This is a genomic window from Pseudomonas sp. G7(2022) (assembly GCF_052660475.1).
On sequence record NZ_CP109659.1, the window covers coordinates 3959131 to 3978262 of the forward strand.

Sequence of the window (19132 nt, forward strand, 5' to 3'; positions counted from 1 at the left end):
AGGGGAAGGAAAACGGTAATACGCCCGTCAGGAATCCCAGATCGCGCCATAGGCCGGAATGCCCCGTCCCTCCATTTCCTTGACCACGCGCTCCGTCAACGTCTGGTTGGAAATGCAAATCACCGCCTCCGCGCCGTGGCGTTGAACCGCCGAGTAGGCCAGCCTCACCAGGTCTGGCTTGCCCAGCAGATCGGTATCCCAGATATGCGCATCGGGTTGGGCTTGAAGAATTTCATCGACCAATGCGTCGCCGTAGGTCTTTCTCGGGCTGCGGGTCGACCAGATCAGATGAATGGGCACCTGCCGCGCCAAAAGATGCGGCAGCACCGGGCCGATCCCGCTGCCCGTGGCGACGTAAACCACCGACTTGAACAGGGTTTCAATGCGAGCGACCCCGGCGGTGGTGATGCCCTTGACCCAGACATGGGTTGGCGGTTGCTCGATCAGTTCGCCTGTCCAGTCACCCGCTCGGGAAATGATCAAGCGAAAACCCCGCTCGCCCGGTGCAGGAATGTTGGCAAAGGAATGCCATTCCCACAGCGGATTGCGACTGATCGCGGTGGAGGATCCGGCGAACGGCGTATGGTGATCGAAGCGGGCAATGACTGCATGTGACGATGGCTTGACCAACGTCACCGGCACCCTGCGAAGGCGCAGCCAGGGCAACGCAATGCTGAGCGTCAGCACCGGCAGCATCCAGAACGACGCAGACGTCAGCAACACCTGTGTCAGATCTGTCGCTGGATTGCGGTCCCGGGCAAACACCAGCGTCATGGCCCAGAACAGCAGCAAGGCAGCCCAACCGGCAAAACGGTGTGTACGTTCAAAACCGTTATGAAACCGCGAACGAATCCCTGGCATCGCCATGATCGCCATCAGCAACAACAACCCCAGCAACGTGCCGCTGATCGCCAACAGCGTCAGCGAAACCCCACCTACGCCTTCGATCCGTTGCCAGACCAGCGAGCCGAACAACGCGAAAAACCAGGCAATCGCCGCCATCGCGCCACCACTGTGCAAACCACCAAAGTGATAGACCTTGGCCAGTGACCGGCGAATCGCCAACGGCCAGGTCGCAGGCGCACGCGTGGCCAGCCAGAACAACACGTTGATCAGATATTGCTGACGAATCAGGATCGCCATCGACAGGTTGATCAACACCAGTTGCGACAACGCTTCCAGATCGTGTCCCGAAGCTGACCACCACTGTCCGGCGGTCAGTCCATGCCCGAGCGCAGCGAAATTGCAGATCAACACCAGCGCGACCAGCCGGTTGTAATGAGAAAACAGCGGCAGCGCCCCCAGACGTCGCCATAACGCACGCGGCTCGGGCAAAGTGACGCCTGTGTCCAACCCGCTCATTGCCCCGCCTCCTGTTCGGCGGCGGTACGTTGTGCGTGGTACGCCTGGGCTCGCTCAAGCAACAGGCGTTTGTCGACTTTGCCCCGCGAGGTCAGCGGAATTTCATCCACCGGCAGAATCATTGAGGGGATGCAGTAATAGGCCAGGCGCTCTTCACAACGGCGTCGTGCCGCATCGATGTCCGTGGAAACGGGGTAGACGAAAGCCACCAGATTGCGGTTATCGAATTTCAATGTGACGGCGCGCTCACATCCCGGTGACGATTCCAGCGCTGCTGACACCGAATCCAGCTCGACTCGAAAGCCCCTGACTTTCACCTGATCATCCACACGGCCCAGGTGCTCCAGTTCGCCCTCATCCGTCCAGCGCCCCAGATCCCGGGTACGAAACATCATCCGCCCCTGCCCCAGAAACGGATCGAGACGATAACGTTCGGCAGTCAGTGCAGGGTTACCCAGATAGCCAACCGTCACGCAATCACCACCGGCCCACATCTCGCCCTGTTCGCCCGGCCCACACAATTGCCCCGTTTCATCCAGCACATAAACCGTGTTGTTCGGCGTCGGCCTGCCGATCGTCAATCGGCCCGTCCCCTTGTAGTGCTGCAAGGTGTTGATGATGGTGGTTTCGGTGGGCCCACAGGCGTTGTAAAAAGTGCAAAAGGACGCCCAACGATCGGCCAACGGCTGCGGGCAGGGTTCGCCTGCAAGGGCTACCACCTTCACCTGACTGCAGCACGCGGGGTCCAGCGTGGCGAGAATCGACGGCGTTGCGATCAGCACATCACATTGCTCGGCCGTCGCGGCGATGTCCTTGCCGCGAATCATCAGCGTTGCGCCATGGGCCAGGCAGCCCAGAATTTCCCAGGCCGCCATGTCGAAAGCGATGTTGAGGATCTGGCCGACTTTCAAACCTGGCCGCATACCGAGATTGCCGGGAGCGGTGAGCAGAATATTGCAGACATTGCGTTGGGTAACCCTGACGCCATTGGGTTGCCCGGTCGTGCCGGAAGTGAACAACACAAAGCACAGCGCATCCGGTGACGACGCATCACTCCCCACGTTCAAGTCATCGGCAATCGAGCCTGGCGAATCGATGAACGCGTCCAGAAAGATGCAGTGCTGTTCCGCCGTCAGGGGAATGGCATGCGCCAGCGTTGAAAGCGTCAGCACCACCCGCGTCGAAGCGACTTCCATGATGTGGCGCAATTGAGTCGCAGGTGTAATGCCAACATGTTGTGGAATATAGGCAGCCCCTACCTTCAATGCGGCAAGCATGCCCACCAGCATCGGGATGGAACGCTCGACAAACAAGGCGACATGATCACCCGGCACTACACCATGAGCCTTCAGCGCTGTGGCCAGCCGGTTGGCCTGGCGATTCAGTTCACCATAGGTGAGGGTTTGCCCCTGAAAACACGCGGCCAGATTCTGCGGATGAGCTGCAGCCTGCTCTTCGATTGCGCGATGGATCAACGAGAATCCAGGCTCGACCACCGGACCGCAACCGAACTGACGCCATGCGTCTTGTTCGACGCACGAGGAGAACCGGGTATCCCTTGCGATTGCATGCATCTCTAACATCCCTATTGCTCAAATTATCGTTTCAGCCAGATCAGCCACCGACGGCAGACTGCTTCGGTGGTTGTTTGCGCTTGTCGGACGGGTTGAGCCGGGAAATTTGAATCCATTACATGGACTGCAAGATGCGGTGAGCTTTCCTACGTAGCAGGTTATGAAATCTTTCAGCCCACAGGATGGAATAAGCTGTGTCGAGAGGCGTCTCTCCTTATGACTACCGCGCTTCTGAGCCAGAGCATGCCCCTGCCATGAACACACTCGACGAACAACTTCGCGAAGTGATCCCCCGATTGCGACGCTTTGCCGTGTCGTTGACGCGCAACGCCAGCAGCGCCGACGATCTGGTCCAGGCCAGCCTGGAGCGTGCCCTGTCCAGTTGGGGCGACAAGCGCGCCGAGGGCGATCTGCGCGCCTGGCTGTTTTCGATCCTGTACCGCCAGTTCCTCGATGCGCACCGGCGCTCCCGGCGCTACGCCCGGATGCTCGAATTCTTTACCGGCCGCGATGACACCGAACCCTCGGTGGAGCGCACCGTCATTGCCCAGTCGACCCTGCAAGCCTTCGATCGCCTGCCCACCGAACAGCGCGCCCTGCTGCTGATGGTCTCGGTGGAAGGCCTGACCTATAAGGAGGTCGCCGAGATCCTCGACGTCCCCACCGGCACCGTGATGTCGCGCCTGTCCCGCGCCCGCCAGGCTTTGCGCCAGCTCAGTGACGGCGAAATCAGCAGCCCTTCCTTGCGGATACTCAAATGATCAGCCTGCCCCCCAGCGAGCGTGATTTGCACGCGTACATCGACCACCAGCTCAGCGACGCCGACCGGCGTGTACTGGAAAACTGGCTGGCCAGCCACCCCGACGAGGCCGCGTTGATCCGCGCCTGGCAACAGGACGCCCAGCACCTTCGCGCCGCCCTCGGTGGCGCCTTGCAACAACCGGCCAATCCGGACCTGGACCCCGTGTTGATCCGCCAGCGGCTCAAGCATCGATCACGTCGACACTGGGCCAGCGCGGCGGTGTTGCTGATCGCGGTCAGCCTCGGCGGTGTCAGTGGCTGGCAGGCCCGGGAAATGACCTTGGTGCGTTCGGTAGCGCCCATGAGCGATGCCCTGCAGGCGTACCGCTTGATCGCTCAGCAAGGGATTCTGCCGGCGGACTACAAGGTCGGCGGCGCCGGCGACATGCAGGGCTGGCTCGACCGCTACTTCATGCAGGCCAATCGACTGCCGGACCTGACCGCAGCGGGTTTCCGACCGGTCAGCGGGCGCTTGCTGAGCACTGACGAAGGTCCGGCGGCGATGGTGATGTATGAGGATCGAGACGGGCACAAGGTCAGTTTCTACGTGCGCCCGCCGGGGCCGAAAAACACCTTCCTGCCACGGGGTAGCCGTCGCGACGGTGATCTGCAGGCCGAGTACTGGTCCGGCGAAGGTTACAACTATGCAATGGTCAGCCCGACCGACACTCCGGCGGCGCCATTGCTCCAGCACACCGAGCGCTTCTAGCCGGTTCAGAAGCCGACATCCAGCACCACGTTGTCCAGATAGGTACCGGCGGGCGGCGTGGTCTGGTCGGTGTAGATCTTCGCGTTGTAGTTGAAGATCTGGCTGCCGGTGCCCAGGCCATTGCCGGGATTGACCTCGGCATCGGTGCTCGCCCGACGTGCAGCGCCGACACTGCCCCAGCGGGTAGTGCCGGCGCTTTTGAAAATGTCGTAGGCCAGGTAATTGCTGCCCGAGATCATTTGCCGTCGACCGCCGACACTGAGCGCGTTCTGTCCGTCGCTCAAACCCACGGTATAGGCGCTGCCCTTGGTGCAGGCCAGGTTGATGGTCTGCCCGGTCACCGGGGTAAACGCGCTGATCACCGGAGCGCTGCCGAAGGCGATGTTGGGCGCGGTGATGGTGCAATCGTTGGCCACGGTCAGGTTGACCGTCAGCGTCGTAGTACCGCTATTGATATCGCGCCCCAGGCAGAGTCCGCCGACCCCGATGCCCGAACAGTAATTCCAGTTCCAGAAAATGCTCAGGGTTTCGGTATAAACCCCGGCCGCCACGTTGCTGCCAATCGTGGTGCCGAGATACAACGGCACGGTTTTCGGCACGGTACCGTTGAGCAATCCCAGCGCGTCGATGATGCCATTTCGGGCGAAATCGTAGGCCGTGCCGCGAGTCAGCGGGTAACTGGTGCTGTTGTTGGCATAGATCGTATAGCTGATGACATCGCCGCTCGGCCCGAGCAGACCGCTCTGGGTCGAGGTGACCGTAGCCCAGAAATGGTCGTTGCTGGTCAGCAGCGACAACAGCGATCCGGTACAGCTCAGACCGCCGTTCAGCGTGGAACTGGGTTGCGATGTGGTGCGCACCGCAATCGAACTGATGGTTCCGAACGCGGCCGGTGTGGTGGTGACCACCGAGCACAACGCCTGTACTGCACCGGGCAGCATCAGCACCAGCCACAGGCACAGCCGCATCGCCTTCATTGACATACCAACGGCCCGATCAGCGGCACCTGATCCTGCTGCAGATCGACGTTGAATTGCGCCTGACAGGTCTTGCCATCGGCCAGCGTCACCCTCAGCGAATTTTGCACCTGAAGGTTTTCCAGATAGACCAGACCGTCCCAGCCCACCACCGTGCGCGTGCCGCTCTCTTCATGCAACACGCCGCTGCCCAGCGGCAATTGCTGCTGTTGCGCGTCCACCAGCACGATGCTCGCGGCAATCACCCGGCTCAGCGCAAACTCCAACAGATAGCCACTGCCACGGCGCACGGCAATGCGCTGTTCGACATTCGGGCTGCGTACGTTGGCCGGCAGGTTCAACGGATCGATTTCGTATTTGCCACGGTAGTAGGCGCTGCTCCACGGCACCAGCAAGTGGCCGTTGCGGTCGGTCTGGCCGATCTGCTGGTTCTCGTAACGCACCGGGACATCCGCGTAACCGTCGGTACTGACCACCACAAACGCATCGTCGATGCGGTTGGCGGCAAACACTTGATGGTCCATCCACACCAGCGAACCGCTGGCATCGGCCCAACGCGTTTCGGCGTCCGAGGTGCCGTAGACACCAGCCTGCAATTGCACCGACTGCAAGCGCCAGGTGACGTCAGCCTGACGGTAATCGGCGCCGTCACCCTTGGCATAACCCAGGTTGAAACCCACCCCGCCCTCGGAAGGCACGGCACGGCTGTAGTTGACCCGCTGTTGGCTTTGCCCGTTCTTGTTGCGCTCGCTGCTGATGGCCAGACTGCCGTGCAGGTCGAACGGGATCACCAGTTGCGCCTGCACCGCCCAGTTGGCGTCGCCTATTTCGCGGTTGGCGGAGAGGTAGAAACTGCTGTTGCGCCACAACGGCTTGTTCCAGCTCAGGTTGAGCAGCCGCGTGCGGCTATCGTCCGCCGCCCGGATATCGAAGTAACCGACACCCAGACTGCCCCAGCGCTCAAGGTTGAGGCTCAGGGTCGCCTGTTCGCTGCGCTTGCTGAGGCTGGTGTAAGGACTGTCGACGACCGTGAGGTCGGCGTACTGGTCGCGGCGCTGTAACCGTTGCCAGGAAAAGCTGAAACGCTGGGCGCTGTACTGGTAACCGAGACTGTATTGCTGACCGCCATCTCCGTCGAAACGGCTTTGACTGATCGCACTGTTGAGCACCCCGAAATTGCCCAGACGCAGGTTGCCACCGAGGCCGCCGAGGGTCAGCGACTCGGCGGCTTCGGCGTGACTTTCCAGCGTGAAGCTGTCGCTGATGCCATAACGCAGGCTGCCCGACGTCATACCCGACCCGTAGCTGAAATCCTTCAGCCCGTAATCCCGGCGCAGCGTACCGGCCGCCACCGAGAAGTCGCTCAGGCCCTTTTGCAACAGACTGCTGGTGACATAAAACGGTACGGTGGTGGACACCTGCCGGCCCAGCGCATCGGTGGTCACCACCACAGCCTCGCCCGCGCCGTTGATGAACGGGATGTTGGTCAGTGTGTACGGACCCGGTTGCAAATCGGTGCTGCTGGACTTGTAGCCGTTGATGAACAAATCCACCGAGGACGGTACCGCCGCTTCACCGGCGAATTGCGGCAGCGGATAGGTCACAAGATCCGGGCGCACGGCGAAATCCCGCGAAAACTGCACGCCCCCCAGACGCACCGAACTGCTCCAGGGCAAGGCGCCGCTGACCACATCCCCTGCCTCGTACGTCAGCATCCGCTCGTCGTCGGAGTACCGCCAGGTGGTGTCGTAGCGCAAATAGCCGTTGTTCAGCGTACTGGCCGAATCCCCGGACAAGGTCTGCCGGTACTGACCGGTGCTGGACAGCGTGCCCCAACTGTCGAATACCCGTATCTCGTTCCACGCCGCCAGATAAGTGCCGGCATCATCGGTGTCGTTGAGGTACAGGTCATAGTTGAACAACGCGCCGAAACTGCTCAGCGCCGGGGTGCGTGGATAGACCTGACGGTTACCGATGAACTGCTCCGGCAGCCAGTCCGGTGGCACATCGAGCAACAGCCGCTGGCCCACGCTGTCGTAGTCGCTGTGCAGCCCCGGCAGGCCGTCGAGATCGACTTCGGCACCGGCACTTTCGGGCAGCGTCATGCCGGTGTCATGCAACACACTGGCCGGCAGGAACAACCGCCCGCCGCGCTGATCCACCGCCACCACGCGACCGGTATTCATCTGGTTGACCACCAGTTCCAGAAACAACTGTGCATCGCTGACGGCCTCCATGCCGCTGGGAGGCGGCGGCAGATCGCCGGCCCCGGATGGATGAATGAACATCAGGCAACACGCGCCGGTGACAAGCCACAACGGACGCTGAATACGGCGAGCCCATCCCGGACTCATTAGCGTGCTTCGTCCGTCAATGGACTGGTTCCTCCTGAAACCGCTGTTGCCCGCCAACCTGTCGCTTGCCCGGCGGCCGCGCACTACCAGACCCGCAGGTTGAAGTCCCTACTTCGCCGGGGCGATGCCTTGCACCTGCGTCGCGCCATTGATCCGGCCCACCAGCTCCCCCGTCACAGATCCCGGCGCCGGCCAGCGCATGACCGCGCCAGGCAGCACATAACCCAGCAGCCCCTGCGCCAAAGGTTGGCTCTGCCCGCCCTGTTTGAGCGCGACATCCGTCAGTCGCGCATGCACCGCGCCCTGGTTGCGCACTTCCACATAGGGTTTGCCGTCGACCGAGACCGTGCGCCAGCTCAATTGCGGCAGGCCGATCCCCTTGGGATCGCGCTGCCGGGTGCTGTCTTCCTTGCTCCAGAGCCCTGCTCCGTAGGCGAACAGCGGCACCGAATAACGCATCTGGAAACGGATCGCCGCAGCGGTTTTCCCCGCATCGGCGACGGGAGGCTGAGCCGAAGGAATTTCGTCGATGATGATCCGGTAGGCCAGTTCCTGACCGGGCGGCACGTCTTTGGTCCGGGTCAGGCGCACCAGTTGTTTCTGCCCCGGTTCAATCTTCGCCACCGGCGGACTGCCAATCACGTCACGCTGGTTCTGGTACTGCTCTTGATAACCGTTCTGGCTCCAGCCAAACACACGGATCTGCAGGTTGGCGGTCTCGCTGCCACGGTTCTCCAGCCATAACGCACTGGCCTGCTGATCGGCCTCAAGCACCGGATCGATGGGCCAGATCAGCACCGAACTGGCCGCCTGAGCCTTGATCGCCCCGAGTGAAGCCAACATCAACATTGCGCAACCCGCCCGCAACAGCCGCGACGAGACAACCCCCATAACCCCGCTCCTTGTGCCATTCATCACCACGACAGTTGCACCTGCAACACGTCGCTGTACGTCCCCCCGGGCACCGTGCCCGGCAACTGCACCTGACCGTAGATCGGCAGGCTGATGTTGTTGGCGTCGCTGTAGGCCACCGCCACGGTCTGACCGACTCCCAGGCTCTGGCTGTAGGCCGCATCGCGAAACAGCGCATAAGCCACCCGCGCGCTGCCGCTGTTGAGCTGCATGTGTCGACCGCTGCTGTTGTACTGGCCGCCATCGACCGTCATGTTCAATGTCACGCCCGGCGTGCATTGCAACTGCACGCCGCCGGTCAACGCCACTTGCACCGTGCCGGTGGCCAGGGCCGAACTCGAACCGAAATTCAGTCCGCCATAGTTCGACACCCCTCCCACCACCAGGCAGCCAGGTGTGATTGTCGCGCTGACCTGAAAGCTCTGGCTGGTCACTGCTGCCAGCGGTAACGGCGCCGCCCCCGCGCACAGCACCAGCAGTGCCGCACAGCCATGCCGGCCCATGGCACTAGAACGTCAGTTCAACGGCAATGGTGTCGGTGTAGGTGCCCGCCGGCAGGCCGGCCTTGCCCACCGCCTGACCATAGATATTCACGGTTTGCGCCACCCCTGTGCTGGCGGCAAGGCTGATCACCCCGTCGATGGCCAGCAGCTGCGAGTGCCCGGCATCGGTGTACAAGTCATAGGGCACATAGTTGGCAACCCCGTCGTACAACGCGCGACTGCCACCGGGCGACTGGCCGTCATGGGCACCGGCCCGCACCTTGACCGTCGGCGTGGTGCCGGCAGAACAGAGAATCGACAAGGCCCCGCCACCGCCACCCAGCACCTGCCCGGTCGCGGTGGTGAACAGACTGTCGGCCGTGCCGAAATTCAGGGCGCCGAAGTTCAGTCCGGTGGATCCGCCAGAGCCGTTGACCTGGCAACTGCTGATCAGGATCAGGCTGGAGGTGATCTGGCCGGTGACCGTGGTGGCGGCGTTGACGCTGGAAGCCAGCGTCAGACCGAGCAGCGACAGACCTATCCTTGATGCAATCGTACCCATGGTGTCCTTCCTCTACGATTTACCAGTCGAGCGTCACCGTCAGGGTGTCGGTATAGACACCGGCCGGTACCGCGCGGGTGTTCGCCACCACCGTGCCAAATACCGGAATCGGAATCTGTGCGCCGCTGGTGACCGCGAAATTGTGTTGCTGGCCGATGCTGTAGCTCTGGCTGCCCGAGGCATCGAGAAACAGTTGATAGGGGATGGTCTGACGACCGTTGCTCAGGCGGCGGGTATTGCCGTCGCCATGGGTGCCGCCGTCGATACTCACGGTGAAACCGGTCACCGACGGATTGCAGGCGACGTTGAGCCTGCCGCTGCTGTCATTGGCCAGACTGGCCTTGATGGGAGTATTCCAGGTGGGGCCCTGCTGGCCGAAGTCGAGCTTGCCGAAATCCCCCACCGGGCTGGCGGACGTGGAGGTGTTGGTCACTTCGCAGCCTGCGATCAGGGTCAGGCGGGCGTGGATCTGTCCGTTGACCGACGCCTGCGCACCTTCGGTGAGCAACAGCAATGCGCCTGCGGTGATGACCAGCCAGTGCTTGCCCGTCATTGCATCCCTACTCCTTCCGGTCCCTGAAGATCGTCCACCGCGCTCGTCATTGAACGCACCATTGCCGCATCACTCCGGTTGATCACCAGGTGACGGTCACCTTGACCAGATCCGAGTACCGACTGACCCGTGGCACCTCGGCCATCCGCTCGATCCGCCCGTACAGCGGCAACGTCACCGAACCGCTGTCCGGTACACGTCCGCTGACCGGTACATCCACCACCAGCGGCACCTGCCGCGCGGCATCCTGATACAGACGGTAGGGAATCGCCTTGCCCCCCGCCTCGCCCGCCATGTAACGCACCTCGCCGGTCCCGCCGTGCAGTCCGCCATCGACACGCAGCTGGTACGGCGTGTCCGGGTTGCACTCCAGGCGTGGCAGGCGCGAAGGGGTCAACGCCGCCCCGAGCGGTCCGGCCGGATCATCGAGCCGCGCCGTACTGCCGAAATCGAGCACACCCAATTGCCCGATACCCGCGTCACGCTGCTGACCGATCAACTGACAGCCACGCTGCACGTCGACCCGCACTTCAACCTGCAGATCGGCGCCATGCGCCGGTGCCGCGAGCCCGCCCAGCAGTGCCCAGACCACTCCTGCATTCACCGTCCGATCCTTGATGGCGACAGCATCTCTGCCGTTACAGTGTTTCAGGTTAGCAACGGACGCCGAATGCGCCAGTCGATTGGATCCATTGATCGTGCGGGATATGTTTCGAAAAGTTGTCGATCTACCACCCCCATCACGCTGCAAAAACCTGTACGCGCCGCAGATTGCTGTCCAGCAAGACCGTCGGCCGACAAAGCGCAGTGGATGGAAAACTATCCGTCTGGTTACACTACGCTGCCGCGCTCGGGGGGAGCCGGCCCGACCCTGACGGAGTGACTCCACCGTGCCCGCCCGACCGCCCGAACGTTCGCGCCTGTCCCAGCGTCTTTCAGGGTTACGCCGTTTGTTCGGCCACCGAAACCTTGCCAGTGCCGGCCATTGCGCCAGCGCCCAGGCGATCCGCGACTACTTCAGGCAAAAGGCCCATGACCAGGGCTACACCCTCAGCCACAGCCAGCTGCGCGTGATCGACTACATGGCGCAACAGGCCGCCATGTTGTTCGGGCCTGCGGCGCAAACCCCGCCCGGTCTGTACCTGCACGGTGCCGTCGGACGCGGCAAGAGCTGGCTGCTCGACGGTTTCTTCCAGGCCCTGCCGACGTCGCAGAAACAACGTCTGCATTTCCATCAGTTCTTCGCCGACCTGCACCAGGCCATGTTCCGGCATCGCGAGCAGGAAGACGCCCTCGCTGCCTCGCTCGACGAACTGCTGCTGGACTGCCGGGTGCTGTGTTTCGACGAGTTCCACGTGCATGACATCGGCGACGCGATGCTCATCACCCGGTTGTACAAGGCCCTGTTCCAGCGCGCAATCCTGCTGCTTGTGACCTCCAATTACCCGCCCGAAGGCCTGCTGCCCAACCCGCTGTATCACGCACGGTTCAAACCGGTGATCGACCTGATCCATGCCCGCATGCAGGTCATGGAAGTCGGCGGCCCCCACGACTACCGCAGCCAGGCGCGCAATCACGCCCATCAAATGTTCACTCAGGGTCATTACGTGTGGCCAGCCACGCCGGCGCAACGCTTGACCCTTGATTTGCCGCCACGGCACGCCGCGCCGCAGCCGCTGGCGGTGGGCAACCGGGTTTTACAGGCCCGTCTGTGTGAGGGCCGCCGCGTCGCCTTTACCTTCAATGACCTGTGTGAACAGCCCACGGCCGTGATGGATTATCTGGAACTGTGCCGCCGCTTCGACCACTGGATCATCGATGAGCTGCCGGAACTGGAGGAGTGCTCGATAGCCGTCCAGCAGCGCTTCATCAACCTGATTGACGTGCTCTACGATCAGGACAAACGCCTGACGCTGCTCGGGCACCTGCCCCTGCGCGAAAGCCTGGCCGGCAACGCCATCGATCTGGCGCGTACCCGCAGCCGGCTGGGGCAATTGCCGGAAGTGCGCGAGCCGGCCTGATTTGCCGTTATCATGCCGCCCATTCCCGGCGTCACTGCGCCCTATTTGATAGCGATTCATGACATGCACACCCTTGCTCAATTGCGCGCCGGCGAACTGTCGGGCATCACCCGGCTGGACCTGGTCGAAGGCCTGACCGAGTTCCCCCGTGAGATATTCGACCTGGCCGACACGCTGGAGGTGCTCAACCTCAGCGGCAATGCCTTGAGCAGCCTGCCGCACGACCTGCATCGCCTGCCCCGTCTGCGCGTGCTGTTCTGCTCCGACAACCGGTTCACCGAGCTGCCCGAGTGCCTCGGCCAGTGCGAGGCCCTGAGCATGATCGGCTTCAAGGCCAACCGGATTGCCCGGGTATCCGGCGCAGCGCTGCCACCGCAGTTGCGCTGGCTGATCCTGACCGACAACCTGATTGAAGCCCTGCCAGCCGAACTGGGCGAACGCCCGCTCCTGCAAAAGCTGATGCTCGCCGGCAATCGCCTGCGTGCCTTGCCGCCATCGCTGAGCCAGTGCCATCGGCTGGAACTGATCCGCATCGCCGCCAACCAGCTGACGGAGCTGCCACAGTGGTTGCTGACCCTGCCGAGCCTGACCTGGCTGGCCTACGCCGGCAACCCGCTGGAAACCGAGGCCGACGCCGCTGCGCTGGAAGCCACGCCGCTGATCGACTGGTCGAGCCTGCGTCTGCAGCAGCGGCTCGGCGAAGGAGCTTCCGGGGTGATTTCCCGTGCCGTGTGGCAATCGGCAGACCAGCCTGAGCGTTCAGTGGCAGTCAAACTCTACAAGGGCGAGATGACCAGCGACGGCTCGCCGCTGCACGAGATGAACGCCTGCATCACCGCCGGCCTGCACTCGAATCTGATCCGGGTCGAGGGGCGCATCGGCAATCACCCAGATGGCCAGCAAGGGCTGGTGATGCAACTGATCGACCCGAGCTATCGCAACCTCGCCGCGCTGCCGAGCCTGGCCTCCTGTTCGCGGGATATCTACACCGATGACTGCCGTTTCAGCGCAGATGTCGCGTTGCGCATTGCCCGCGGCATCGCGTCGGTCGCCGAGCATCTGCATCGGCAGGGCATCACCCATGGCGATCTGTATGGCCACAACATATTGTTGAACGAGGAAGGCGACTGCCTGTTGGGTGACTTCGGCGCGGCGTCATTCCATGCCACGACGGACAACCTGGAAACCCGCGCACTGCAACGCATCGAAGTGCGGGCGTTCGGGATCTTGCTGGGGGAATTGCTGGCGCGCATCGACTCGGGGTTGAGTGACGGGCAACGGGAGGCGCTGGAAGCGCTTGAACAGCGCTGCTGTCAGCCGGATGTGCTGGCGCGGCCGGGGTTCGATGAGGTGGTCGGGCAGATCAACAGGATTTGACCGCAATGACCCGGTGGTGATGACGCCTGCTGCGCCACCACCGGGTCGATCGCTGACGCGATGAATCAGCCCGCCAGGCCGACGAACATTTCCTGCACGTCGTCATGGTTGTCGAGGCCTTCGAGGAACGCTTCGACTTCAGCCATCTGCTCGTCGCTCAGGCCGCTGACCGGGTTCTTTGGCTGATAGCCCAGTTTGGCCGACAGCACGGTGAAACCTTGCTCCGGCAGGGCTTTCTGAACGGCGTCCAGGTCAGTCGGGTCGGTCAGGAACAGGGTCGCGCCCTCTTCGCCCGGCTCGAAATCCTGGGCACCGGCTTCGATCGCGGCCATTTCCGGATCGGCGTCAGGGGTGTCCGGCGAGGCTTCGATCATGCCGACGTGGTTGAAGTCCCAGGCCACCGAGCCGGAAGCGCCCAGTTGGCCCTTGCGGAACGCCACGCGGATTTCCGCCACGGTGCGGTTGATGTTGTCGGTAACGCACTCGACGATCAACGGAACCTGATGCGGTGCGAAACCTTCGTAAGTCACGCGATGGTACTGAACGGTCTCGCCCAGCAGACCTGCACCCTTCTTGATGGCGCGGTCCAGGGTTTCCTTGGGCATCGAGGCTTTCTTGGCCTGTTCGACCACCAGACGCAGGTGTGCGTTGGTGGCGGTATCGGCACCGTTGCGGGCAGCGATGGTGATCTCTTTCACCAGTTTGCCGAAGATCTTGCCCTTGGCGTTGGCTGCCGCTTCTTTGTGTTTAACCTTCCACTGTGCGCCCATTACTCACTCTCTTGATCTGTGGCGCCGAGACATCTATTGGCCGACGCGTGGCGCAAGTTTATACGGCCTAAAGTCGGCAATCGACCAAAAAATCCGTTGCCCGTCGACATCTTCTACACACTTTGTAGGGCGATTCTGAAAAACCGGTTTGTCATGACCATTTCCTGCTGCGGTTTCGTACCCTCTGTCGTCCGTATTACCCGACAGAGCCCCTTACGAATGCTCAATGACAAGGAAAGTCCCTTCACGCTGACCCTCATCGAGGGTGGCCTGAGTCTGCCGGTACTGCGTTTTCGCGGTCATGAAGCGCTGAACCGGCCCTATCGCTTCGAGATCGACGTCATTGGTCTGGCCCCGGCACTGGCTCCCGCCACCTTGTTGCATCGGTCGGCTTACCTGCAATTGAATGACGACCATGGCATTCACGGCACCCTGCACAGCGCCAGTTGCGAGCATCGCGGCGCCCATCGGATCGATTATCGGCTGGTACTGGTGCCACACCTGCAACAACTGGAACAGCAGACCCGACGCCGGGTATTCACCCGATCGAGCGTGCCTGACATTCTCGAACAATTGCTTGTCGAACATCGGTGGCCTGCGCACGGATATCGGTTCGACCTGACGACAGGGCACTATCCGCCGCGCCCCTTCTGCATCCAGTACGACGAGTCCGACCTGGCACTGTTGCAGCGACTGTGTGAAGAAGAAGGCATTCACTACCACTTCGAACACCGGCCGGACGGCCATGTCGTGGTGTTCGCCGATGACAGCCTTGGCCTGCCGCAGCCGCCACTGCCCGTGCCCTTCAGCACAGAAATCGAGCCGCCATCGCCCGCCCTCAGCGCCCTTTACCAGCGTCACGACGCTGTCATGGCGCGGGTATCACCCAACGTCCGTGATCGTGGACAACCGAGCAACGAGGATGAGGCGGCCAACCATCCCCTGGCCAATATCTGGCCCGAGCGTGGTTTCCTGCCGAGCGGGCAACGCTACGCCGATCAGCGCAGCCGCCGCCAACTGGAGCGCCAGCGTTGCCAGTATCGATGCATTCAGGGACGCAGCGACTGTACTCAACTGCTCAGTGGCCGCTTGCTGCAGGTCACGGATCACCCGGTGGGCGCGTTCAACGATCAGTGGTTGATCACCGAGTTGCACCATCAGGGCCAGCAACCTTCGATTCTCGACCCGGTACCTGCGCCTCGCCGCTATCACAACGACTTCACTGCGCTGCCGTGGTCGACCGAGTTTCGCCCGCCGCTCACGCAGCCGCGCCCGAGCATTCCGGGGTATCATCCGGCAAAAGTGCTCGGCCCGCCCGGACAGCCGCCTCAGTTGGATGACCAGGGACGTATCGCCGTCCGGCTATGGCCTGGACGGGGTCTGGATGCCGACAGTGACAGGTTATGGCTGACGATAGCCATGGTCGGTGGTGACGGACCGATCGCCAGGGAAACCCTGCCTCGCGCCGGCAGTGAAGTTTGGGTGAGTTTTCTCGACAGCGATCCGGACCGACCGATTCTGTGCCTGGATGTCAGCCACACCCGCAAGACAAGGCAAGCGCCGGAACAACACGATGACGGCCTGTTGCTCGACTGGCTGCTCAAGCACACCCCGCCGTCAGCATGACGTTCAGGCCTTGTCGGCCTTGCCCGCAGCAGCGGCGAATTTCGCCAGGCGTACATCCAGATGCCGAGGACGCCGTCCGTGATCCTCGGCGCGCTCCTTGCGGCGAATGGCGTTGCGCACCATCAACGAGCCGAGATAGCGGATCGGTTCCGGCGGAAAATAGCCCAGCGGCCCGTTGACCAGCGGCGAGCGTGTCCAGGGGTTGTCGAGACCCTGCACCAGCGAGGCAAGGATCTGCCCACCCATGTGACATGGCCCCACACCGCTGCCGGAATAACCGAACCCGTAGAACACATTTCCGCTGGCACTCATCTGGCCGAAAAACGGCAGGCCGGTGACCGAGCGATCCGACGGGCCGTTCCACGTTGCGTCGACCTTCACATCGGCGAAGGCCGGGAAAAAATCGTCGAGGCTGCGCTTGAGCAACCCGGCGTAAGGCGATGGCTGGTCAAACACTGGCAGCATCCGTCCGCCATAAGCGAAAGTGTTGCCGCCCTTGCCGAGCATGATCCGGCCGTCCGGGGTGTTGTGGTAGTAGTGCACGAAAATCCGCGAATCGAGCACGGTCACGCCGCTGGTCAAACCGATTTCCTGCAACAGCTCCGGGCGGGGTTCGGTGATCAACATGTCGCTGGACACGATCGCTACGCTGCGCTCGAACTGCGGAAAGGCACGGGCCATCCACGCGTTCATCGCCAGTACCACGCGGTCGGCGGTCACGCAGCCGTTCGCCGTGTGCAGGCGCGCCGGACGGCCCTCTTCCAGCCCGGTCATCGCCGTGCCTTCATGAATCCGCACACCCAGCTGCAACGCCACCCGGCGCAAGCCACGCACCAGTTTGCCCGGCTGCACGCTGGCGGCGGCCGGCGAGAACCAGCCCTCCAAGTGTTTTTCCGAACCGGCCATGCGCTGTACATCGGCGACCGGCCGTTGGGTGAACGAATTGATGCCGTTGCCCTCCAGCGCCGCAATCACCGCATCGGTCGAACCGCATTGCGCCCGGTTGGTGGCGGTGTAAAGCGTACCGTCGAGGCGGTAATCGGCATCGACGCCGTACTGCTCGCAGAACTCGCCGATGGCGTGGATACTGCGCTCGGATTCCTTGACCAGCCGCACCGCCTCTTCGACGCCGAACAGCCGCTCGAGGGTGAAGTACTTCGCCGACCACGACAGCGCGCAACCGCCGTTGCGCCCACTGGCGCCGGCGCCGCAGATGTCGGCCTCGATCAACAGTACATCGAGTTCGGGGTTCTGCTGCTTGAGCATGATCGCCGTCCACAATCCGGTGTAACCACCGCCAACGATGCACACATCGGTGCGCACGTCGCCTTGCAGCGGCGGGCACGGTTCGGACGAATCGAGCTGCAAGGCCTGCTCCAGCCAAAACGGTCTCATGAACATTCTCCAGTCAGTCAGCCACGGTACAGCCTGCCGCGAATGCCGCAGCAGGCCGCGAGGCAGGGTTTATTCAGTTACGCAAAGGTTTGATGGTCAGGGCCCGATTGGGCACAGAGGCACGCGGTTCCATGACGCCGACCGGACGGCTGTTCCAGTGCGGAATCAGCACCAGCGCCGAAAACAGCGCGCAACCGGCGAACACAATGAATACCGTCACCGAATCGAAGTAGCCCGGCAGCAACCCGCCGAGCACCGCACCGACCGAGCCGCAGCCGTTGACGAATCCCGCCGCCGTGGCGCCGGCCTTGGCCTTGCCGAAATCGATGGCGGCCGCGCCGCTGATCATCGAGTCCGGGCCATACAGGGTCAGGCCCATCACGAACAACAGTGCGACCACCAGCATCACGCTGCCGGTGTGCAGGGCGCCCATGAACAGCGCGAGGGTCACAGTCAGCGCCAGCAGGCTCAACACGCAGGCCGGCATGCGTCGGGCGCCGAACAGTTTGTCCGAGGCCAGGCCGATCATGATCGGCCCCAGCAGCCCGGCCAGTTCGAATGCCGTCGGAATGATCGCCGCCCCGACCTTGCCGACCGAGGGCATCTGTTCGAACACGATCACCGGGCCCCACAACAGAATCGCGTAACGCGCCGGCTTCAACAGAAAGTACGCCAGACCCAGCACCAGCACCGTGCGGTTGCGCAGGATTTCCTTGAGCGGTTCCCACACGCTGAGCTTGCTGTTGGCTTCGGCCTCTTCGGCGCTGATGAGCGGCTCCGGCTCCACGGCGGGCAGGCCGACGTCTTGCGGTTTGTTGCGCTGAAAGATGAAGAACAACACCGCCACCACCGCGACCACCGCCGCACTGGAAATGAACGCCGCGTGCCAGGTACCGATCAGCGTGTACGCCCACCAACCGGCGAACGGCGAGGCCACCAATCCGCCGAAGGCGTAGCAGGAACTCCACAACCCGAGCACTCGCCCGCGCTGTTCGGAGGGGAAGAAACTGCCGAGGTTCTTGCACAGACCCGACCAGCCGGTGGACTGTGCCAGCCCCTGAATCAGCATGCAGGTGGCGAAGATCGGCAAGGTGGCGAAGCTGCCCATCACCAGCGCTGCCGCAGCGGAAATCAGCAAGCCGCCGAGCACCACGACCCGCGGGCCGAAGCGATCGGCGAGCATGCCCCAGGTGAACTGGCCGATGGCGTAGGCCGCCAGGTAAATCGCGTCGAGGTTGGCCATGGCCATTTTGTCGAGGGTGAAGCTTGGGTCTTCGGCGATGCCCAGTTTGGCCACCGAAAAGGCTTTGCGGGTGAAATAGAACGCGGCGTAAGCGAGCCAGGTGACAGCGAAGATCTGCATGCGCCAACGCGCAAGGGTGCCGATGTGCTTGTTCATTGTGGTTCTGACCTCAGGGTGTGAGTGTGCCGGCAGAATCGATGAGTAAACGCCTGTGTTTTTATTGTTGAGCACTGCGATATCACCCCGTCCCTACGGCGATACCGGTCAGATGAGTCCTGGTATTGCACGCACAGGCTCATGGCCAGCGTCGCTGCCCGACCGGGCAGTCAGCGTTGGCGTGAGCGGATCAAAGCAATTACTGTTTAATAAATAAAATCGATTTATCGTATTTCACACATAAGCTCAGCTTGTTAC

17 protein-coding genes are annotated in these 19132 nt (G+C 62.5%); 5 read left to right on the forward strand and 12 right to left on the reverse strand.

The genetic code is table 11. From position 1 onward, the window contains the following. Nucleotides 1–27: 27 nt before the first annotated feature. The gene (locus NE357_RS17925; RefSeq protein WP_169430989.1) at nucleotides 28–1362 is read right to left on the reverse strand and encodes a hypothetical protein; all 1335 of its coding nucleotides are present in this window, start codon (nucleotides 1360–1362) and stop codon (nucleotides 28–30) included. Then, nucleotides 1359–2936 (reverse strand): amino acid adenylation domain-containing protein, encoded by a 1578-nt coding sequence (locus tag NE357_RS17930; RefSeq protein ID WP_212633389.1) that lies wholly within the window; start codon nucleotides 2934–2936, stop codon nucleotides 1359–1361. Before NE357_RS17930 ends, NE357_RS17925 begins: the two co-directional genes overlap by 4 nt. Nucleotides 2937–3190: 254 nt before the next feature. On the opposite strand from NE357_RS17930, the gene NE357_RS17935 reads away from it, so the two are divergent. Together NE357_RS17935 and NE357_RS17940 are read left to right on the forward strand one after the other, a co-directional pair. Then, nucleotides 3191–3697 (forward strand): RNA polymerase sigma factor, encoded by a 507-nt coding sequence (locus NE357_RS17935; RefSeq protein WP_169430991.1) that lies wholly within the window; start codon nucleotides 3191–3193, stop codon nucleotides 3695–3697. Beyond that, nucleotides 3694–4446 carry an anti-sigma factor family protein gene (locus NE357_RS17940; protein ID WP_169430992.1) on the forward strand — a complete coding sequence of 251 codons (753 nt, stop codon included), beginning with the start codon at nucleotides 3694–3696 and terminating at the stop codon, nucleotides 4444–4446. The genes NE357_RS17935 and NE357_RS17940 overlap by 4 nt, the downstream gene beginning before the upstream one ends. Nucleotides 4447–4451: 5 nt before the next feature. Here NE357_RS17940 and NE357_RS17945 read toward each other — a convergent pair whose 3' ends face one another. The 7 genes from NE357_RS17945 to NE357_RS17975 all read right to left on the reverse strand — a co-directional run bounded on the left by NE357_RS17945 (nucleotide 4452) and on the right by NE357_RS17975 (nucleotide 10890). After that, nucleotides 4452–5423, reverse strand: a complete 972-nt coding sequence (locus NE357_RS17945; protein WP_169430993.1) for a Csu type fimbrial protein — start codon at nucleotides 5421–5423, stop codon at nucleotides 4452–4454. Then, a complete protein-coding gene (locus NE357_RS17950) occupies nucleotides 5420–7777 on the reverse strand; it encodes a fimbria/pilus outer membrane usher protein (RefSeq protein ID WP_169430994.1) in 2358 nt (785 codons plus the stop codon). The genes NE357_RS17945 and NE357_RS17950 overlap by 4 nt, the downstream gene beginning before the upstream one ends. Before the next feature lie 108 nt (nucleotides 7778–7885). Beyond that, nucleotides 7886–8668, reverse strand: coding sequence for a fimbrial biogenesis chaperone (locus NE357_RS17955; RefSeq protein ID WP_169430995.1), 783 nt, complete (start codon nucleotides 8666–8668; stop codon nucleotides 7886–7888). Nucleotides 8669–8691: 23 nt separating this feature from the next. Beyond that, the gene (locus NE357_RS17960; RefSeq protein WP_169430996.1) at nucleotides 8692–9192 is read right to left on the reverse strand and encodes a Csu type fimbrial protein; all 501 of its coding nucleotides are present in this window, start codon (nucleotides 9190–9192) and stop codon (nucleotides 8692–8694) included. 4 nt (nucleotides 9193–9196) lie between these two features. Then, nucleotides 9197–9733, reverse strand: a complete 537-nt coding sequence (locus NE357_RS17965; RefSeq protein WP_169430997.1) for a Csu type fimbrial protein — start codon at nucleotides 9731–9733, stop codon at nucleotides 9197–9199. Nucleotides 9734–9752: 19 nt separating this feature from the next. Beyond that, nucleotides 9753–10286, reverse strand: coding sequence for a Csu type fimbrial protein (locus tag NE357_RS17970; RefSeq protein ID WP_169430998.1), 534 nt, complete (start codon nucleotides 10284–10286; stop codon nucleotides 9753–9755). An 82-nt stretch (nucleotides 10287–10368) separates the two neighbouring features. Further along, nucleotides 10369–10890: a Csu type fimbrial protein gene (locus NE357_RS17975; RefSeq protein ID WP_169430999.1), complete on the reverse strand. Its 522-nt coding sequence runs from the start codon at nucleotides 10888–10890 to the stop codon at nucleotides 10369–10371. A gap of 286 nt (nucleotides 10891–11176) precedes the next feature. Here NE357_RS17975 and zapE point away from each other — a divergent pair, with 286 nt between their 5' ends. Both zapE and NE357_RS17985 read left to right on the forward strand, forming a co-directional pair. After that, the gene (gene zapE / locus NE357_RS17980) at nucleotides 11177–12307 is read left to right on the forward strand and encodes a cell division protein ZapE (RefSeq protein ID WP_169431000.1); all 1131 of its coding nucleotides are present in this window, start codon (nucleotides 11177–11179) and stop codon (nucleotides 12305–12307) included. Nucleotides 12308–12370: 63 nt separating this feature from the next. Next, on the forward strand, nucleotides 12371–13684 hold the full coding sequence (locus NE357_RS17985) for a leucine-rich repeat-containing protein kinase family protein (RefSeq protein WP_169431001.1): 1314 nt from the start codon (nucleotides 12371–12373) through the stop codon (nucleotides 13682–13684). 65 nt (nucleotides 13685–13749) lie between these two features. On the opposite strand, the gene NE357_RS17990 is transcribed toward NE357_RS17985, so the two are convergent. Further along, the gene (locus tag NE357_RS17990) at nucleotides 13750–14454 is read right to left on the reverse strand and encodes a YebC/PmpR family DNA-binding transcriptional regulator (protein WP_085712455.1); all 705 of its coding nucleotides are present in this window, start codon (nucleotides 14452–14454) and stop codon (nucleotides 13750–13752) included. Between the two features lie 219 nt (nucleotides 14455–14673). Here NE357_RS17990 and NE357_RS17995 point away from each other — a divergent pair, with 219 nt between their 5' ends. Continuing rightward, entirely contained in the window at nucleotides 14674–16080 is a 1407-nt protein-coding gene (locus NE357_RS17995) for a type VI secretion system Vgr family protein (protein WP_169431002.1), read from the forward strand. Nucleotides 16081–16083: 3 nt separating this feature from the next. Here NE357_RS17995 and NE357_RS18000 read toward each other — a convergent pair whose 3' ends face one another. Both NE357_RS18000 and NE357_RS18005 read right to left on the reverse strand, forming a co-directional pair. Then, a complete protein-coding gene (locus NE357_RS18000) occupies nucleotides 16084–17481 on the reverse strand; it encodes an FAD-dependent oxidoreductase (RefSeq protein WP_169431003.1) in 1398 nt (465 codons plus the stop codon). A 67-nt stretch (nucleotides 17482–17548) separates the two neighbouring features. Then, nucleotides 17549–18874, reverse strand: coding sequence for an MFS transporter (locus tag NE357_RS18005; RefSeq protein ID WP_169431004.1), 1326 nt, complete (start codon nucleotides 18872–18874; stop codon nucleotides 17549–17551). Nucleotides 18875–19132: the final 258 nt, after the last annotated feature.

What these genes read in the sequence shown, in the direction of transcription:
- NE357_RS17925 (WP_169430989.1), bottom strand. Translation starts at nt 1,362, where the DNA reads ATGAGCGGGTTGGACACAGGCGTCACTTTGCCCGAGCCGCGTGCGTTA.
- NE357_RS17930 (WP_212633389.1), bottom strand. Translation starts at nt 2,936, where the DNA reads ATGCATGCAATCGCAAGGGATACCCGGTTCTCCTCGTGCGTCGAACAA.
- NE357_RS17935 (WP_169430991.1), top strand. Translation starts at nt 3,191, where the DNA reads ATGAACACACTCGACGAACAACTTCGCGAAGTGATCCCCCGATTGCGA.
- NE357_RS17940 (WP_169430992.1), top strand. Translation starts at nt 3,694, where the DNA reads ATGATCAGCCTGCCCCCCAGCGAGCGTGATTTGCACGCGTACATCGAC.
- NE357_RS17945 (WP_169430993.1), bottom strand. Translation starts at nt 5,423, where the DNA reads ATGAAGGCGATGCGGCTGTGCCTGTGGCTGGTGCTGATGCTGCCCGGT.
- NE357_RS17950 (WP_169430994.1), bottom strand. Translation starts at nt 7,777, where the DNA reads ATGAGTCCGGGATGGGCTCGCCGTATTCAGCGTCCGTTGTGGCTTGTC.
- NE357_RS17955 (WP_169430995.1), bottom strand. Translation starts at nt 8,668, where the DNA reads ATGGGGGTTGTCTCGTCGCGGCTGTTGCGGGCGGGTTGCGCAATGTTG.
- NE357_RS17960 (WP_169430996.1), bottom strand. Translation starts at nt 9,192, where the DNA reads ATGGGCCGGCATGGCTGTGCGGCACTGCTGGTGCTGTGCGCGGGGGCG.
- NE357_RS17965 (WP_169430997.1), bottom strand. Translation starts at nt 9,733, where the DNA reads ATGGGTACGATTGCATCAAGGATAGGTCTGTCGCTGCTCGGTCTGACG.
- NE357_RS17970 (WP_169430998.1), bottom strand. Translation starts at nt 10,286, where the DNA reads ATGACGGGCAAGCACTGGCTGGTCATCACCGCAGGCGCATTGCTGTTG.
- NE357_RS17985 (WP_169431001.1), top strand. Translation starts at nt 12,371, where the DNA reads ATGCACACCCTTGCTCAATTGCGCGCCGGCGAACTGTCGGGCATCACC.
- NE357_RS17990 (WP_085712455.1), bottom strand. Translation starts at nt 14,454, where the DNA reads ATGGGCGCACAGTGGAAGGTTAAACACAAAGAAGCGGCAGCCAACGCC.
- NE357_RS17995 (WP_169431002.1), top strand. Translation starts at nt 14,674, where the DNA reads ATGCTCAATGACAAGGAAAGTCCCTTCACGCTGACCCTCATCGAGGGT.
- NE357_RS18000 (WP_169431003.1), bottom strand. Translation starts at nt 17,481, where the DNA reads ATGTTCATGAGACCGTTTTGGCTGGAGCAGGCCTTGCAGCTCGATTCG.
- NE357_RS18005 (WP_169431004.1), bottom strand. Translation starts at nt 18,874, where the DNA reads ATGAACAAGCACATCGGCACCCTTGCGCGTTGGCGCATGCAGATCTTC.